General features: G+C 71.1%; 12 protein-coding genes and 1 pseudogene. 8 read left to right on the top strand and 5 right to left on the bottom strand.

What is annotated here, in order from left to right; translation table 11 throughout:
• The first annotated feature begins 113 nt into the window (after nucleotides 1-113).
• From ACZ7CH_RS09660 to ACZ7CH_RS09635, 6 genes and pseudogenes are all read left to right on the top strand, one after another.
• A complete protein-coding gene (locus ACZ7CH_RS09660; protein WP_470373577.1) occupies nucleotides 114-1,541 on the top strand; it encodes an alpha/beta hydrolase family protein in 1,428 nt (475 codons plus the stop codon).
• A 284-nt stretch (nucleotides 1,542-1,825) separates the two neighbouring features.
• The gene (locus ACZ7CH_RS09655; RefSeq protein WP_470373576.1) at nucleotides 1,826-5,530 is read left to right on the top strand and encodes a discoidin domain-containing protein; all 3,705 of its coding nucleotides are present in this window, start codon (nucleotides 1,826-1,828) and stop codon (nucleotides 5,528-5,530) included.
• Nucleotides 5,531-5,555: 25 nt separating this feature from the next.
• Complete coding sequence (locus ACZ7CH_RS09650) at nucleotides 5,556-8,888, top strand: CARDB domain-containing protein (RefSeq protein ID WP_470373575.1); 3,333 nt, start codon at nucleotides 5,556-5,558, stop codon at nucleotides 8,886-8,888.
• 55 nt (nucleotides 8,889-8,943) lie between these two features.
• Nucleotides 8,944-9,018 (top strand): annotated as a pseudogene (locus ACZ7CH_RS09645) (hypothetical protein); the annotation flags it as partial.
• Nucleotides 9,019-9,055: 37 nt separating this feature from the next.
• Entirely contained in the window at nucleotides 9,056-9,796 is a 741-nt protein-coding gene (locus tag ACZ7CH_RS09640) for a universal stress protein (RefSeq protein WP_470373574.1), read from the top strand.
• A gap of 6 nt (nucleotides 9,797-9,802) precedes the next feature.
• Nucleotides 9,803-10,225: a hypothetical protein gene (locus ACZ7CH_RS09635; RefSeq protein ID WP_458431692.1), complete on the top strand. Its 423-nt coding sequence runs from the start codon at nucleotides 9,803-9,805 to the stop codon at nucleotides 10,223-10,225.
• Between the two features lie 63 nt (nucleotides 10,226-10,288).
• On the opposite strand, the gene ACZ7CH_RS09630 is transcribed toward ACZ7CH_RS09635, so the two are convergent.
• From ACZ7CH_RS09630 to ACZ7CH_RS09620, 3 genes are all read right to left on the bottom strand, one after another.
• Complete coding sequence (locus ACZ7CH_RS09630; RefSeq protein WP_360389818.1) at nucleotides 10,289-11,224, bottom strand: alpha/beta hydrolase; 936 nt, start codon at nucleotides 11,222-11,224, stop codon at nucleotides 10,289-10,291.
• Between the two features lie 147 nt (nucleotides 11,225-11,371).
• Nucleotides 11,372-13,357, bottom strand: a complete 1,986-nt coding sequence (locus ACZ7CH_RS09625) for a neutral/alkaline ceramidase (protein WP_360389821.1) — start codon at nucleotides 13,355-13,357, stop codon at nucleotides 11,372-11,374.
• Nucleotides 13,358-13,398: 41 nt separating this feature from the next.
• A complete protein-coding gene (locus ACZ7CH_RS09620) occupies nucleotides 13,399-14,259 on the bottom strand; it encodes an EamA family transporter (protein ID WP_470373573.1) in 861 nt (286 codons plus the stop codon).
• Between the two features lie 69 nt (nucleotides 14,260-14,328).
• On the opposite strand from ACZ7CH_RS09620, the gene ACZ7CH_RS09615 reads away from it, so the two are divergent.
• On the top strand, nucleotides 14,329-15,177 hold the full coding sequence (locus ACZ7CH_RS09615) for a LysR family transcriptional regulator (protein ID WP_470373572.1): 849 nt from the start codon (nucleotides 14,329-14,331) through the stop codon (nucleotides 15,175-15,177).
• Here ACZ7CH_RS09615 and ACZ7CH_RS09610 read toward each other — a convergent pair.
• Complete coding sequence (locus ACZ7CH_RS09610) at nucleotides 15,165-16,100, bottom strand: LysR family transcriptional regulator (RefSeq protein ID WP_470373571.1); 936 nt, start codon at nucleotides 16,098-16,100, stop codon at nucleotides 15,165-15,167. The genes ACZ7CH_RS09615 and ACZ7CH_RS09610 overlap by 13 nt on opposite strands.
• An 82-nt stretch (nucleotides 16,101-16,182) precedes the next feature.
• On the opposite strand from ACZ7CH_RS09610, the gene ACZ7CH_RS09605 reads away from it, so the two are divergent.
• Complete coding sequence (locus ACZ7CH_RS09605) at nucleotides 16,183-17,397, top strand: MFS transporter (RefSeq protein ID WP_470373570.1); 1,215 nt, start codon at nucleotides 16,183-16,185, stop codon at nucleotides 17,395-17,397.
• On the opposite strand, the gene ACZ7CH_RS09600 is transcribed toward ACZ7CH_RS09605, so the two are convergent.
• Nucleotides 17,378-18,034: a YwqG family protein gene (locus ACZ7CH_RS09600; protein WP_360389834.1), complete on the bottom strand. Its 657-nt coding sequence runs from the start codon at nucleotides 18,032-18,034 to the stop codon at nucleotides 17,378-17,380. The genes ACZ7CH_RS09605 and ACZ7CH_RS09600 overlap by 20 nt on opposite strands.
• Between the last annotated feature and the right edge of the window lie 4 nt (nucleotides 18,035-18,038).

The raw sequence follows: 18,038 nt of genomic DNA, 5'->3' as shown, positions 1-18,038 counted from the left end.
CTCACGAGGCGACAGGGCACGCGGGCCTCCCTTCCCGCACCGGACGACCTGGCCACGACCGGGGGCGCCGTGGTCAGCTGAGGAGCAGAGCCCGACGGCAAGGGGGTACCGCGGTGCGCGAACTGACCGACGAGATGGTCGCCGACTGGACCGCTGCACGCCCGGCGCCCGCCGCCGAACCGCCCCAGCTGGTCCCGCACCGCCACGTCGCCCGCGCCGGTGACGTCGCCGTGCACCCCGACGGCCGGCGGGCGGTGCTCAGCTGGTCGGCTCCGCGGATCGACCCCGGGCTGCTCAACCCCGCTCTGCACGTCGTCGCCCCGGACGGCACCGTGACCGACCTCGGGCCCGCACCGGCCGACGCGCGCACGCCGGTGTGGTGGGGCGACCGGATCTTCTACCTGGCCCTGACCCCGCCGGGCCTGCAGGGCGGGATGGCCGTGTTCGACCAGGACCACCGCAACCTCACCGCGGACCTGCCCGCGTGCCCGACCGACCTCGTGCAGACGGACGGCGCACCGATCGTGGTGGTCGCGACCGGGCTGGACACCGAGTTCCACCGCCTCGACGACGCCTGGGCCGACGCGAGGCCGGGTGGAACGCCCATCGCACGCGTCAAGGGCTCCCACCGCCCCGGCCGCAGGGCACCGCTGGACATCCCGCTCGGCCCCCAGCACCGCCTGCGCTACCGGGCGCACGACGGTCTCGGCCTCGACGCCCTGCTCGTCCTGCCCACCGGCACGACCGGCGCGGCCGACGGCCCCTTCCCCCTCATCACCCTCGTGCACGGCGGCCCCTACGACCGCTGGGCCGACGACTTCCAGCTCGGCTGGGTGCCGTCCGCCCAGTGGTTCGCCCAGCAGGGCTTCGCCACCTTCCTGCCCAACCCGCGCGGCGGACTCGGCCGCGGCCACGCGTTCGCCGCGGCCGTCAGCCACCGCGTCGGCCTGGAGGAGTGGCAGGACGTCGAGACCGGCGTCGACCTGCTCGTCGAGCGGGGCATCGCCGACCCCGACCGGCTCGGCATCGCGGGTTGGAGCCACGGCGGGTACCTGGCGGCGTGGGCGACGACCCGGACCGACCGGTTCAAAGCGGCGTTCGTCGGTGCCGGCATCTCGCACTGGCCTCGGCAGGTCGCCACCGGCGAGTGGGGCCGGTTCGAGGCCGCGCTGAGCGACAGCCTCGACACCAGCCCGATCACCTACGCCGACCGCATCCGCACGCCGCTGCTGATCGTCCACGGCGCCGACGACACGAATGTGCCGCTGGAGCAGGCCGAGCTGCTGCACGCGGCCGTCCCGCACTCCGAGCTCGTCGTCTACCCCGGCGAGGGACACACCTTCGCGCAGCGCGCCAACAAGATCGATCTGCTGAACCGAGCCAGAGCGTTCTTCGCGAAGGTCAGGGACTTGCGCAAGCCTTACGCAACGCCCGCAACCGAACCGCAAACCACCGCAAGCGGACACCTCGACGCCGAAGCAATTTCCCCGCACCGTTCGGACGCGAACCGAAGCCGTCCGACTTCACAGCATGGCTGGTGATCGAGCGTCCTGACCGCAAAAGGCCACTCAACCCCACCTCGAAGCACCCGTCTTTCCTGTTCAGAGCGCTCTGTCGCAAATTTGCGCAATCACGTCGAGATATTGCGGTAATCTGCTGGTCACTTCTACGGTGAGGCGCGCCACACCCCCTCGCGTCCCCACCGAGAAGGGCCAAGCACGCCATGTCACCGACGACACGCGCTCGCTCCCTGCTAGCCCCGTTAGCCGCAGCAACCCTCACCGCCGCGACGCTGGTCGTCGCCCCTGCCGCACAGGCCGCGCCGGTGAGCCTGGACCTCGCGCAGCAGACCAGGATCGACGAGGTCACCCTCACCAAGGCCGGTGCCGGCACGGAGACGTTCGCCGTGCAGACGAGCCTGGACGGCAGAGGCTGGTCCACGCTCGTCGCGGAACAGCCGCACACCTTCCGGGACGGCAAGGTCACCTTCCGCGTCGACCCGACCCTCGCCAAGCACGTCCGCGCCACGAAGACCACGGCGAAGCTCCAGGTCCACGAGGCGCAGGCGAGCGTCAAGCTGGCCGCCACCCTCACCGCCAGCAGCACGAACCAGGGCTACGGGCCGAGCAACGCGGGCGACGGCGACCAGTCGACGTACTGGGAGAGCGCGAACAACGCGTTCCCGCAGTGGATCCAGGCCGACCTGGGCTCCGCGACCAAGGCCGACCGGGTCGTGCTGAAGCTGCCGGCCGCGAACTGGGGCACGCGCACCCAGACGATCGCCGTCCAGGGCAGCACGGACGGCAGCTCCTTCACGGACCTGGTGGCGGCGCGGGGCTACGAGTTCAACCCGGCCGCGGCCAACACCGCCACCATCGACTTCACCGCCGCGACCACTCGGTACGTCCGGCTCCGCATCACCGCGAACACCGGCTGGCCCGCGGGGCAGCTGAGCGAGTTCGAGGTGCACGGACCGGCGACCGGTGACACGCAGGCGCCGTCCGCACCGGCGAACCTCGCGTTCACCCAGCCGCAGTCCGGTCAGGTCCGGCTCACCTGGTCGGCGAGCACCGACAACGTGGGCGTCACCGGGTACGACGTCTTCGCCAACGGCAGCCTGCGCACCACGGTCACCGGCACCACCTACACCGACACCCAGCCCGACGGCCTGCGGGTGACCTACCACGTCGTCGCGAAGGACGCGGCGGGGAACCAGTCAGCCGCCAGCGGCTCCGTCACGCGCGAGGGTGCGACGGGCCAGAACCTGGCGCAGGGCAAGCCGGTCACCGCGAACCACAACGTGCACACCTTCGTCGCCGCCAACGCCAACGACGGCAACGTGCAGACCTACTGGGAGTCCAACGGCTTCCCCGGCACGCTGACCGTCGGGCTCGGCTCGAACGCCGACGTCTCGTCGGTCGTGGTCAAGCTCAACCCCGACCAGGCCTGGGGCGCCCGCACGCAGAACGTCGAGGTCCTCGGCCGTGCGCAGGACGCCACCGCGTTCACCAGCCTGGTGGCCGGCCGCGACCACCGCTTCGACCCGGCGAGCGGCAACAGCGTCACGATCAGCGCGGCCGCCAGGGTCGCCGACGTGCAGCTGCGGTTCACGTCCAACACCGGCGCGCCCGGCGCCCAGGTGGCGGAGGTCCAGGTGTTCGGCACCCCTGCCCCGAACCCCGACCTCACCGTCACCGCGACGTCGTTCACGCCCACGGCCCCCGTCGAGACCGACCGGATCACGCTCAACGCCACCGTCCGCAACGCCGGCAGTGCCGCGTCGGGAGCTACCGACGTGACGTTCTTCCTCGGCACCACCGCGGTCGGCACGGCTCAGGTCGCCGCCCTCGCGGCCGGTGCGCAGGCGAACGTGAGCACCGCGGTCTCCGCTCGTCCGGAGGGTTCGTACGAGTACACCGCCAAGGTCGACGAGACCGGGAAGGTGGCGGAGCAGAACGAGACCAACAACGCCCGCGTCCACCCCGACCGGCTCGTCGTGACACCGGTCCCGAGCTCCGACCTGGTCGCCGTGCCGTCCTGGTCCCCGAGCAACCCGGGCAACGGCCAGACCACCACGTTCAGCGTCGCGCTGAAGAACCAGGGCAGCATCGCGAGCGCGACCGGAGCACACGGCATCACGGTCACGGTCCTGAACAGCAGCGGCCAGACCGTCCGCACGCTCACCGGCAGCCACACCGGCACGATCGGCGCCGGTGCGACGACCGCCCCGGTCACCCTCGGCACCTGGACCGCCGCCAACGGCCGCTACACCGTCCGCACGGTCATCGCGAACGACGGCAACGAGATCCCCGCCAAGCAGGGCAACAACACCAGCGAGCAGTCGCTGTTCATCGGCCGCGGCGCGAGCGTCCCGTGGCAGCACGTGGAAGCCGAGGACGCGACCGCCGGCGGTGGCGCGCAGGTCCTCAGCCCGAACCGCACGATCGGCGACCTCGCCGGTGAGGCGTCCGGCCGCCGTGCCGTCACGCTGACCGGCACCGGTCAGTCGGTCGAGTTCACGACGTCCGTTCCGACGAACACGCTCGTCACCCGGTTCTCCATCCCGGACAGCTCCGGTGGCGGCGGCATCACGAGCACCCTCAACGTCTACGTCAACGGCCAGTTCCACAAGGCGATCGACCTGACGTCGAAGTACATGTGGCAGTACGGCAACGAGGCCGAGCCGGGCAACTCGCCGGGAGCGGGCGGGCCGCGCCACGTCTACGACGAGGCCAACGTGGTGCTCGGTTCCACGTTCCCGGCGGGCACGAAGATCAAGCTGCAGAAGGACGCGGCCAACACCACGAACTACGCGATCGACTTCGTGAACTTCGAACAGGTGACGGCCGCCGCGAACCCCGACGCCGCACGCTACGCCGTGCCCGCCGGGTTCACCCACCAGGACGTGCAGAACGCCCTGGACCGCGTCCGGATGGACACGACCGGCACCCTCGTCGGCGTCTACCTGCCCGCGGGCACCTACCAGACGGCGCAGAAGTTCCAGGTCTACGGCAAGGCGGTCAGGGTGGTCGGCGCCGGCCCCTGGTTCACCCGCTTCCAGGCACCGCTGTCGCAGGAGAACACCGACATCGGCTTCTCCGCGCAGTCGTCCGCCAACGGCTCGACGTTCAGCGGGTTCGCCGTGTTCGGCAACTACACCGCCCGCATCAACGGACCGGGAAAGGTGTTCGACCTCGCGGGCGTCCAGAACATGACCATCGAGAACATCTGGGTCGAGCACATGATGTGCCTGTTCTGGGGCAACAACGTCGACAACAACGTCATCCGCGACAACCGCATCCGCGACATGTACGCGGACGGCCTGAACATGACGAACGGCTCGTCGGGCAACCGCGTCGCCAACATCGAGGCCCGCTCGACCGGTGACGACGCGTTCGCGTTGTTCGCCGCCACCGACAACGGCGGCAGCGGCCAGCAGAACAACGTCTTCGAGAACCTGTCGGTGCTCACGCCGTGGCGCGCGGCCGGTCTCGCGGTCTACGGCGGCAAGCTCAACACGTTCCGCAACATCTACGTCGCCGACACCCTGACCTACTCGGCGGTGACGATCAGCTCGCTCGACTTCGGCTACCCGATGGAGGACTTCGGGCCGGAGCCGACGACGTTCAGCGGCCTCACCCTGGTCCGCTCCGGCGGTCACTTCTGGGGTGCGCAGACGTTCGGCGCGATCTGGATGTTCTCCGCCTCCAAGAAGTACACCGGCATCCGGGTGAGCGACGTCGAGATCATCGACCCGACCTACAGCGGGATCATGTTCCAGACCAAGTACAACGGCGCCGCCGAGAACGTCTTCCAGGACACGGTGCTGTCCAACGTGAGCATCTCCGGAGCGCGCAAGTCCGGTGACGCTTTCGACGCCAAGTCCGGCTTCGGCATCTGGGCCAACGAGATGCCGGAACCGAACCAGGGCCCTGCCGTCGGCGAGGTCACGTTCAACGGCCTGCGCTTCAGCAACAACTTCCAGGACATCAGGAACACGACGTCCACCTTCAAGATCACCATCAACTGATACCCCTGCCGCGAAGGACAAGTCCATGAAATCCACGCTCATGAGGCGTGCGGTGAGCGCTGCGGTCGTCAGCGCACTCGCACTGTTCGGATTGACACCCACGGCGGGAGCAGCGGTCGTCCGCCTGTCCGCGAACCTGACCGCGTCCAGCAGCAACGGCCCGTACGGGGCCGGGAACGCCGGTGACGGCAACCAGGGCAGCTACTGGGAGAGCGCCAACGGCGCATTCCCGCAGTGGCTGCAGGCCGACCTCGGTGCCGCGAAGAGCGTCAGCAAGGTCGTGCTGCGGCTGCCCTCGAACTGGGAGCAGCGCACGCAAACGCTGGCCGTGCAAGGGAGTTCCAACGGCTCGCAGTTCAGCGACCTGACCGGGTCGAGTGGCAGGGTGTTCGCGCCCGGCTCGAACAACACGGTGACGCTGGACTTCGCGGCGACCAGCGCCCGGTACGTGCGGGTCACGGTCACCGCGAACACCGGCTGGCAGGCCGCGCAGCTCAGCGAGTTCGAGGTGCACGGCGAGTCCGGCTCGGTCGACCCGCCGCCCACCGGCGCCAACCTCGCGGCGGGCAAGCCGGTCGAGGAGTCCGGGCACGTGCACGACTTCGTCGCCGCCAACGCGGTCGACGGCAGCACCGGCTCGTACTGGGAGTCCAACGGCCTGCCCGGTCACCTGACCGCGAAGCTGGGCTCGAACGCGGACATCACCTCCGTCGTCGTGAAGCTCAACCCCGACTCGGCGTGGGGTGCGCGGACGCAGAACTTCGAGGTGCTGGGCCGTGAGGCGAGCGCGACCGCGTTCGCGACGCTGAAGGCGCGGGCGGACCACCGGTTCGACCCGGCCACCGGCAACACGGTCACCATCGCGGTGAGCGGCAGGGCGTCGGACGTGCGGCTGCACTTCTACTCCAACACGGGCGCGCCCGGCGGCCAGGTCGCCGAGTTCCAGGTGTTCGGCTCCTCCGCACCGGCGCCCGACCTGACGGTCACGAACCTGACGTGGTCGCCGGCCAGCCCCAGTGAGGCCGACTCGATCAGTCTCTCCGCCACCGTGCGCAACGGCGGCACGGTCGCCTCCGGCGCGACGACCCTGAACGTCGCGCTCGGCGGCACGACCGCGGGCACCGCGCAGGTCGGCGCGCTCGCGGCGGGCGCCACGACCACCGTCACCGTCAGCGCCGGCCGGCGGGGCGCCGGGTCGTACGCGGTCTCGGCCACCGTCGACCCGGCCAACCAGGTCGCGGAGACCAACGAGGGCAACAACACCTTCACCTCCGGCTCGCCCCTGGTCGTCGGCCAGGCACCGGGTCCGGACCTGCAGGTCACCGGCATCACGCCGAACCCGTCGTCCCCGGCGGCGGGCCAGCAGGTGACGTTCGCGGTGCAGGTCAACAACCGCGGCACGTCGGCGGCGGGCGCCTCGGTGACCCGCGTGGTCGTCGGCGGCAGCACCCTGAACGCCACCACCTCCGCCATCAACGCCGGTCAGACCGTCACGGTCACCGTCGGCACCTGGACCGCCACCAACGGCGGCGCCACGGCCACCGCGACCGCCGACGCCACCAACGTGGTGGCGGAGACCAACGAGAACAACAACACCGCCACCCGGTCCATCGTGGTCGGACGCGGCGCGTCGGTGCCGTTCACGAGCTACGAGGCCGAAGCGGGCCGCCACAACGGCACACTGCTGGAGGCCGACGCGAAGCGCACGTTCGGGCACACCAACTTCGGTTCCGAGTCCTCTGGCCGCAAGTCGGTGCGCCTCGACGCGCAGGGCCAGTTCGTGGAGATCACCTCGACGGTCAGCACGAACTCGATCGTCGTGCGCAACTCCATCCCGGACGCGGCCGGTGGCGGCGGCCAGGAGGCGACGATCAGCCTGTACGCCAACGACCAGTTCGTGCGGAAGCTGACGTTCTCCTCGCGCCACAGCTGGCTCTACGGCACGACCGACGACCCCGAGGGCCTCACGAACCGCCCCGGTGGCGACGCCCGCCGGTTGTTCGACGAGTCCCAGGCGCTGCTCGCGAGCTCCTACCCCGCGGGCACGAAGTTCAAGCTGCAGCGCGACTCCGGTGACACCGCGCAGTTCTACGTGATCGACCTGATCGACCTGGAGCAGGTCGCACCGGCGGCGCAGAAGCCGGCCGAGTGCGTGTCGATCACGCAGTACGGTGCCACGGCCGACGACCAGACCGACGACACCGACGCCTTGCAGCGCGCCGTGACCGCCGACCAGAACGGGGAGATCCCCTGCGTCTGGATCCCGGCCGGCCGGTTCCGCCAGGAGAAGAAGATCCTCACCGTGTTCAACAGCGGCGGGGACAACCAGGTCGGCATCCGCAACGTGACGATCCGCGGCGCCGGCATGTGGCACTCGCAGCTGTTCTCGCTGATCCAGCCGCAGGACGCGGGCACGATCAACCACCCGCACGAGGGCAACTTCGGGTTCGACGTCGACGACAACACGCAGATCTCCGACATCGCGATCTTCGGCTCCGGCCGGATCCGCGGCGGTGACGGCGGTGCCGAGGGCGGTGTCGGGCTCAACGGCCGGTTCGGCAAGAACACCAGGGTCACCAACGTGTGGATCGAGCACGCCAACGTCGGCGTCTGGGTCGGCCGCGACTACACCAACCTGCCCGACCGCTGGAACCCCGGCGACGGCCTGCAGTTCAGCGGCATGCGCATCCGCGACACCTACGCCGACGGCATCAACTTCACCAACGGCACCCGCAACTCCACGGTCTTCAACTCGTCGTTCCGCACCACGGGCGACGACGCGCTGGCCGTGTGGGCGTCGAAGTACGTGAAGGACCAGAACACCGATGCCGGCAGCGGCAACGCGTTCCTGAACAACACGATCGCGCTTCCGTGGCGTGCCAACGGGATCGCGATCTACGGCGGGTCGAACAACCGCGCGGAGAACAACATCATCTCCGACACGGCGAACTACCCCGGCATCATGCTGGCGACCGACCACGACCCGCTGCCCTTCGGCGGGACGACGACGCTCGCCAACAACGCCCTGTACCGCACCGGCGGCGCGTTCTGGGGTGAGGCGCAGGAGTTCGGCGCCATCACGCTGTTCTCGCAGAACCTGCCGATCCCCGGCGTCGTCATCCGCGACACCGAGATCCTCGACTCGACCTACGACGGGATCCAGTTCAAGGGCGGCGGCTCCGGCATGCCGGACGTGCAGATCACCAACGTCCGCATCGACAGGTCGAACAACGGCTCCGGCATCCTCGCGATGGCCCAGGCCCGCGGTTCGGCGAAGCTGACGAACGTGACGATCACCAACTCGCGCGACGGTGACGTCACGATCGAGCCGGGCTCGCAGTTCGTCATCAACCGGTAGATCCTCTTTAGAACCACCTCCAAGCGGGTATTACCCCGTTTGGAGGTGGTTTTCCATGTCGACGGTCGTTGTCGGGTTCGACGGCTCTGACCAGGCGAAGCGCGCGGTGCTGTGGGGCGCGGAGGAGGCTTCCCGGTGCGGGGCGGCGTTGCGGGTGGTGCACGGGTGTGCGGGCCCCGCTGCCGGAACCGGTGTTCACGCCGGTGTCCGCCCCGGTCCCCGAGTTCGTGACCGAGGAGACGATGGCCCGCGCAGCCGAGGACCACCTCGCCGAGCTGGCGCAGGAGGTCCGGCAGACCTGGCCCTCGCTGCAGCTCTCGACGGACGTGAAGATCGGCCGCCCGGTCGACGTGCTGGCCGACGAGCCCGGTGCGCTGCTGGTGCTCGGTTCCTCCGGCCGCACCGGCCTCGCCGAGATGTTCCTCGGCTCCACCGCCGCCGAGCTGGTCTCGATCGGCGGCCGGCCGGTCGTGGTGACCCGCAGCGGCCCGCTCGACGGCCGGGTGGTCGTCGGCATCGACGGCTCCGAGACGTCCGCGGAGGCCATCGAGTTCGCGTTCTCCTTCGCCGAACGCCACGGCCGCGACCTGCTCGCGGTCTACGCGTGGACCGACGTCGGCTGGGCGGAGCTGCCCGAGCAGGACTGGGACCACGTGCGCGCGGACCTCGCGAAGGTCCTCGACGAGCAGCTGGCCCCGCACCGGGAACGCCACCCCACCGTCCAGGTGGCCGCGGAGGTCGCGTTCGAGGCACCGGCCCGCGCACTGCTCCAGGCGGCCGACGGCGCCGCCCTGCTCGCGGTGGGAAGTCACGGCCGCGGCGCCGTGGCACGTGCAATTCTGGGCTCGGTGAGCCACGCTGTGCTGCACCACGCGCCGTGCCCGGTCGCGGTGGTCCACCGGAGGTGACGTGAGATGCGCGGGGTGGCCGTGCTGGTGACGTGCTTGGCCCTGACCGGATGCGCCGGCGCGGAACCACCGGGGGTCCCCGGTTCGAGCGTCACGACCCCGACACCCTCGACGTCCGCACCGGCGGCGTCATCGAGCCTCCCCGCGCCGCTCCCGCCCTCCTCGACCCCGTTGCCGCCCAGGACGACGCCGTCGCGTGCCCTGGAGCCGGGGATGACGGTGCGCGGCACGGTCTCCGGTGGCGTGGAGTCCGGGTGCCTGCTGCTCGACACGGGCACCGCCCAGTACCTCCTGCTCGGCGCCGACCCCGCCATCGCGGTGGCCGGTGCCGTGGTGGAGGTGAGCGGGCGTGCGGAGCCCGGCGCGATGACGACCTGCCAGCAGGGCACGCCGTTCCAGGTCACGCGCACGCAGCGGGCCGGCGGCTGACCGGCCCGGACGGCGACCGGTCCTGCCACGCGCGGTGGCAGGACCGGAGGTCGTGGGCCGTGACTACTTCGCGAGCGCCTCGCGCAGGAACGCGACCGCCTGCTTGATCGCGGCCTCGGCGGCGTGCGTGCCGCGCAGCGCGTTCAGCATCACGAAGTCGTGGATCACACCGGCGTAGCGGACGGCGGTGACGGGGACGCCTGCCTCGCGCAGCTTGTCCGCGTAGGCCTCGCCCTCGTCGCGCAGCACGTCGGCCTCCGCGGTGATCACCAGTGCCTGCGGCAGCCCGGCGAGCTGCTCGGTCGTGGCGCGCAGCGGGGACGCGGTGATCTCCGCGCGCTCCACCGGGTTCGTCGTGTACTGGTCCCAGAACCACTGCATGGCGTCGCGGCGCAGGAAGTAGCCCTCGGCGAACTGCAGGTAGGAGTCGGTGTCGAAGGACGCGTCGGTCACCGGGTAGAACAGCACCTGGGCCTTGAGCGGCACGTCGCCGCGTTCCTTGGCCTGCAGCGTCAGCGCGGCGCTCATGTTGCCGCCGACCGAGTCACCGGCGACGGCGATGCGGGTGGCGTCGAGGCCGTGCGCGGCGCCCTCGGCGACGACCCAGCGCGCGGCGGCGTAGTTCTGGTCGATCGCGACCGGGTAGCGGGCCTCCGGCGAGAGCGAGTAGTCGGGGAACACGACGGCCGCGCCGGTGCCCGCGGCGAGCTCGCGGACCAGGCGGTCGTGGGTGTGGGCGTTGCCGAACACCCAGCCGGCGCCGTGGATGTAGAGGACCACGGGCAGCGGGCCGGTGGCACCGACCGGCTTGACGACGCGGACCCGGAAGCCGTCGAGCTCGACCCACTCCTCGTCGACCTCGGGCTTGGCGATCTCACCGGACTGCACCTCGTCGACCGTCCTGCGGCCCTCCTCCGGTCCCAGGTCGGACAGGAACGGCGGCTTCGCGGTGGCGGCGGCGAACTCGGCGGCGGCGGGTTCGAGGACGGGGCGCTTCATGACTTCCTCCTGGCGTTCCGGGGTGGTGCCATAAAACTAGTGCGCGATTAAATCGTACACAACGTAATCACTGCCTCATCGCAGCCCGGAATAACTGCGGCGGGGCACGTCGTCGGACGTGCCCCGCCACCTCCCCGCACAGGCGGTCTAGCCGACCGTGAACGCGGAGGTCGCCCCGGTGAAGCCGGTGACCCTCCCGGTCCAGCCGGACTTCTCGTCGCCGTGGTGCACGATCCGGTAGGTGCCCGCGGGCGTGTCCGCCGGGACCTGCCAGGTGATCGTGGCGTTCGAGAACGCGATCCCGACGCGTTCCCACCGGTAGCGCGTCGCCCAGTCGCCGTCGTCGGCCACGCGCACCCAGGTGCCGTTCACCTGCCGCTGCACCTCCAGGAACGTCCCGTTGCGGCGCAGGTTGTTCTTCGGGTGCCCGGTGACGAACACGGCCGTGACGGTCTCACCGCGCGCGTAGGACGGCTTGAGCGCGTTCAGCACCGAGCCGTAGCTCTTGTCGGCGGGCTTGTCGTCCAGCACCACACCGGTCTGCAGGTTGATGTCGGTGAACGGCGGCCTGCCCGGCACCGGACCGGCGGGCAGCGTGGTGCCGTTCTTCATCGACGCCGCCAGCTTGCCGAACTCCTGCTGGTAGGCGGGCGTGGTGTTGCGGCCGAACAGGGTGGAGCCGCCCTCGTACTGCTGCGAGTCGTACTCCTCCGGCGTGGTGACGTACTGGCTGTAGTCGTTGGCGTAGCCCTGGATCAGGACGGTGCGCACCGGCACGCCCAGCTCGGCGGCCACCGACTGGCGGATGCGCAGGCCCGCGGTGATCGTGACCTCACCGGGCACCGCCACGAGGTGCAGCTGGCCGATGCGGACGAGCTGCAGCGGCAGCACGTTCGGCGTCGCCGCGACCAGACCGGTGGGCACCAGGGACGCCTTGGGGAACTGGCAGTCCCGCAGCCACTGCGGCACCTCGACGTTCAGCGGCTCGAACAGCTTCTTCAGCGGCGACTGCATGCCCTCGGAGAAGCCGGGGATCGCGGGGCCGTCCTCGACGCTGCCCGCGATGGTGGAGGCGCCGACGACGCCCGAGCAGGTCGTGCCCGGCTGGCCGGTGGTCGTGTAGCGGCCCTCGACCTGCACGGTCGACATGTCCACGAACCGCATCCGCGAGTCGACCCCGCCGGACAGCTCCGCGCGCGGCCCGTTGTAGATCTCCTGAGCCTTGCGGTTCTGGCGCTCGCCGATGATGCGGGCGTTCTCCCACTCGTTCTCGGTGGGACCGGAGCCGGGCTTGAGGTTGAGGTTCGGCGACATGTCGCCGGCGTTGGTGTTCGGGAAGGCGGCGACGAAGCCCGGTGCGTTGTCCAGGTACCGCACGCCCTCGTCGTCGTGCTCCCACTGGTAGGCCGCGTAGCCCTTGTTGTCCGGGGAGATCAGCGTGTTGGCGTTGGTGACCGAGGTGTTGTGCGTGGCGAACCAGCTGATCGCGCCGACGTCGGCACCGGACTGCCTGAACCGCAGCACGGTCATCTGCGGGTCGATGCCCTGCGGGAAGAACCCCTTGTCCGGGTTGCGGTCGAACGCCACCCGCGACCGGTTGACCGAGGCGTTGGTCAGCTCGCCGAAGCCCAGCGACACCGAACCGGGCCTGAGGTCCTCGTGCGCCTCGACGATCGACTCGGTGATGCCGTCGACCACGGCGGCGAGCGCCTGCGGCTGCATGCCGAGGATCGACAGGTTGTAGGCGAGGTTGTGCGAGTAGCCGCCGGGGCCGGAGTGCGTGTGGGTGGCCGACAGCAGCAGGTTCTCGCGGGTGTAGGTGGTGCCGTAGCGCGGCTGGAGCTTCGCGAGCACGCCCTCCTGGACCGCGCGGAAGATCATCGCGAGGTCGGCGTTGACGTACGCGACGCGCTTGTTCGTGGCGCGGTCGACCACGATGTAGGCCCGCGACCGCAGCCGCTGGTGGATTCCTGTCGTCTTCTGGTCGAACTTCGAGTAGCCCATCATGCCGTTCTCGGCGGCCGGGCCGGTGACGTCGGAGATGCCGCGGCCGACGAGGTAGGGCTCGGGTTCCGCCCACGCGGACGGTCCGCTGACCAGTGCCGCTCCCGCCAGTGCCGCAACGACCGTCATGACTGCTGTCCGCATGGACACCCCGCTGAAGTGAATGGGATTCACATTTCAGGAGCCACGGTAGGTGATCCAGACCACTTCGAGCAAGTGACGGCGAGTGCGTTGGCGGTCACGACGAGCAAGATCCCGGCCCAGTGGTGCGGTGCCAGCTCCTCCCCGAGCACCACCAGCCCGGCCAGTGCGGCGAGCACCGGGTGAACGCTCATCGCCAGCCCGAACAGGCGCGCGGGAACTTTCCGGAGAGCGATCACATCGACCGCGTAGGGCACCACGCTGCAGAACACACCAGCGCCGATCGCGTACAGGACCGACATCCCGGTCAGCTTCCCGTGCACCACCAGCAGCACCGCGACCGGGACGTAGAGCGTCGCCGACATCGCCGTCGCGACGGCGGGCGCCTGCAACCCCGGCAGCCGCGCGCCGACCAGCCGGTTGAGCAGGATGTAGGCGGCCCAGCAGCCCGCGGCCAGCAGGCCGAGGCCGACACCGAGGTAGTCGCTGCTCGGGCCGGGCAGCACGAGCACGTACACCCCGACCGCCGCGACCAGCACGAACAGCACGTCGCGGCGCGTGCGCGACCCGGCCAGCGCGACGCCGAGCGGCCCGAGCACCTCCAGCGTCACGGCGAGGCCGAGACCGATCCGGTCGATCGCCGTGTACAGGCTGAGGTTCATCGTCGCGAACACCAGACCGAGCGCGATCGTCGGCCACCACTGCGCCCACGTGAACCGGCGCAGGTTGGGCCTGGCCATCGGCAGCAGCACGGCGGCGGCCACGAACTGGCGCACCGCCACCACCCCGGCCGGTCCGATGGCGGCGAACGCGTGGGCGCCCACCGCGGCGCCGAGCTGGTTGCTGGCCGCGCTGGCGGTCATCGTCGCGAACGCTCCCGTGCTCTTCATGCGCACCAGCCTGCGTCGGCCGCATCGATGCGGGAAATGCATGAGCCGCACGACCTATACGCTGAACGCATGGATCTCCGGTACCTGCGCGCGTTCGTGGCGGTGGTCGACGCGGGCACGTTCACCGACGCCGCCGCCACGCTCGGCCTGACGCAGGCGTCGGTCTCCCGGTCGGTCGCCGCGCTGGAGGCGGCACTCGGTGCCCGGTTGCTGCAACGCACCACCCGGCACGTGGCGCTGACCCCGACCGGCACGCAGGTGCTGGCCGGTGCCCGCCGCGTGCTGGACGAGGTCGCGCACCTGCACCTGGTCGTCGAGCAGTCCCGCACCGAGCTGCGCGTCGGCTACGCCTGGGCCGCGCTCGGCCGGCACACGCGGCGCGTGCAGAAGGCCTGGGCCGCGGCCCATCCCGGCTTGCCGCTGGTGTTCGTGCACTCGAACTCGGCGTCAGCGGGCCTCGCGGAGGGCGCGGCCGAGGTCGCGGTGGTCCGCCGCGCGCTCGACGACCCCAGGTTCGAGACGGCCCTGCTCGGCACCGAACGCCGCTACGGCGTGGTCGCGACGGACAACCCGTTGGCGCGCAAGCGTTCCCTCAAGCTCGCCGACCTGGCGAAGTACGCGATGGCGATCGACGACCGCACCGGCACCACCACGCTGGACCTGTGGCAGCCCGGCGGGGCACCCGCGGTCGTGCGCACCACGAGCAGCGTCGACGAGTGGCTGACGCTGATCGCGGCGGGCCAGGCCGTCGGCATGACGTCGGAGGCCACCGCCAACCTCAACCCGCGTCCCGGCGTCGCCTACCGGGTCGTGCGGGACGCGCCGCCGATCGCGGTGTGGCTCGCGTGGTGGAAGGACCAGCCGCCGCGGCACCTCACGGACCTGGTCGCGCTGGCCTGCGAGGCCTACCGGGGGTGAGGAAGCGCTCCCGTTCCCGTCCGGTGCGGACCTGCCCGTCGCGCCATCACCTCGTGCACCACCGCGATCAACGCCCTGGTCGCCGCGGTCGGGGCGCGGTCGGCGGGCCGGGCCAGCCCGATCGGCCAGCGCAGGTCCGCACCGGTCACCCGCAGCGTCGCCACGCCCCGCGCGCCACCGAGGACGTAGCCGGGCAGCAACGCGATGCCCAGCCCGTTGCGGACGAAGTCGACGCCGGTGACGATGTCCGAGATCTCCAGCGTCACCCGGCGCGGCACGGCGGCCGCGGTGAACGCGCGGTCCGCGACGGCCCGGTTGCCGTAGCCCAGCGGCGAGTCGATGAAGTCCATGCCCGCGAGGTCGGTGATGGGCACCTCTTGCCGGCACGCCAGCGGGTGGTCGTCGGGCACCACCAGGTCCATGACCGAGTGCGCCAGCTCGTCGAGGACGATCCCGGCGGGCACCTCCCCCGGCAGCGACACGAAGGAGAGGTCGAGCCTGCGGTCCAGCAGCTGCTCGACCAGCCCCACCGAACCCCCGGTCGCCGCACGCGTGCGCACCTGCACGCCGGGGTGGCGGCGGTGGAACTCGCCGAGCAGGCCGGGCAGGTCGACCAGGGTCATCGCGGTGAGCGTGCCGATCCGCACCGTGCCGGTGAGCCCGTCCTTCACCTGCGCGACGGCGTTCCTGGCCTCGGTGGCGGCGTCCAGCACGGCCTGCGCCCTGGGCAGCAGCGCCGCCCCCGCGTCGGTCAGCAGCACCCGCTTGGAGTTGCGGTCGAGCAGCGGCGCGCCGAGGTCGCGTTCGAGGGTCTTGATGGCGGCCGAGACCGCCGACTGCACCACGTGCACGCGGGCGGCGGCGCGGGTGAAGTTGCCCTCTTCGGCGACCGCGACGAAGTACTCCAGCTGACGGAGGTCCACACCAGCGAGTATCTCAGAAGGTGATGATCGCGAGCTGCAACTTTCGTTGGACGTGATGATCCGCCGGGCACAGGGTGGGGGCATGTCCGTGCTCCTCGAAACACCGGTCGCCCCGACCGTCACCAGCAAGCCCCACGGCCGCGGTTTCTGGGCCGTCGCCTTCGCCTTCGCCGTCGCGATGGCCTACTCGACCGTGCCCGCACCCCTCTTCCCGCTCTACGTGGCCCGCGAGGGGTTCTCGACCTTCGCCGTCACCGTCGTGTTCGCCGCGTTCGCGGCCGGCGTCGTGATCAGCCTCGTGCTCGCGGGTCACGTCTCGGACTGGGTGGGCCGCAAGAAGGTCCTGCTCCCCGCGCTCGGCCTGGAGGTCGTCTCCGCCGTGCTGTTCCTGACCAGCACGGCACTGCCCGTCCTGGTCGTCGCCCGCGTGGTCAACGGGCTGGGCGTCGGCATGATCGCCGCGACCGCCACCGCCTACCTGCACGACCTGCACACCCGGCACCGCCCCGGTGCCTCCCCGCGCCGGTTCGAGATCGTCTCCACCGCGGCGAACATCGGCGGCCTCGGCACCGGCGCCCTGCTCGCGGGTGTGCTCGCGCAGCACTCGGCCACCCCGCTGAGCACCCCGTACGTCGTGCTGGCCGGGCTGCTCGTCGTGGCCCTCGCCGCCGTCGCCCTGACGCCGGAGACCGTGCAACGCCGCAGGGTCCCCTACCGCCCGCAGCGGATCAGCGCGGACCACGGCGACCGCAGGGCCTACTTCGCCGCAGCGGCCGGCGCCGTGTCCTCGTTCGCGGTGTTCGGCGTCTTCTCCTCGGTCTCCACGGGTTTCGTGGCGGGCGAGCTGCACCACCCGTCCCGCACGCTGGCCGGGCTCGTCGTGTTCATCGTCTTCGGCGGTGCCGCGCTCGCCCAGACCGCGACCGGCGGCCTCTCCCCCGCCGCCCGGCGCGGCGCGGGACTCGGCGGGCAGGCGCTCGGCGTCGTGCTGGTCGTGGCCGGCATGACCGCGACAAGCCTCCCGCTGTTCCTGCTCGGCGGCGCGGTCGCCGGGGTGGGCGCGGGCGTGCAGTTCAAGTCCTCGGTGGGCGCGGTCGCGGCGATGGCGGCCCCCGCACGCCGCGGTGAGGCGCTGGCCGGTCTGTTCTTCCTCGCCTACCTGGGCATGAGCGTGCCGTCGCTGGCGATCGGCCTGGCCACCCGCTGGCTCGCGCCGACCACCGCCATGACGTGGTTCGCCGGGCTCCTGCTCGTGCTGCTGGCCGGGGTGGCGGTGCTCAGTCGACGTGCGTCGTGACCGGGTGCCGCACGTCCGCGGTGCAGGTGAAGACGTTCAGATTCCCCTCGCGGCCGAACACCCACTCGACGTCGTCACCGGACGGCTCGTGCGTCGCGAGCGACAGCGTCTGGCGCTGGAGCGCACCGCACTCGGGGCAGTGGAACTCGACGGGGCCGCTCTGCCACCACGCGGTCCAGCCGCCGATCTTCGTGCCACCCGAGACCTTCTCGGCGCTCTCGGTGTACCGGATGGGTTCGAGCACGTTGACCGTGGGGACGTAGAGCTCCTCCTGCGCAGACGGCTCCGGCTCCTCCTCGACCAGCTCGACCACCGCCGCGGAGTCGCGCCACACCAGCCGCACGTCCGGCCCGTAGGCGTGCGGGAGGTCGTGGTGCAGGGTGCAGAGGAAGACCTGCAGCACGTCGGTGCCGTCCGGGAAGGGCAGCTCCGGGAAGTCGCGCCGGTAGAGCTGCACGGCGCCGACGAACGGCTCGCCCCCGCTCGCGGGGTCGTGCGCGGCACCGTCGCACCACGGCCACGGCTCGTCGATCGGCCACAGCACCGGGCCGCCGATGTGGCTGTCGGCGTCGGTCGGATCGCCTTCCAGCGGGTTCAGCAACACCGCGGGACGCGCCTGTTCGTCGGTGGTCGGCACGAGC

The organism is Lentzea sp. NPDC037011 (assembly GCF_055607425.1).
The sequence above is the reverse complement of the archived record's forward strand: the minus strand, read 5'-3'. Positions and strand labels throughout refer to the sequence as shown.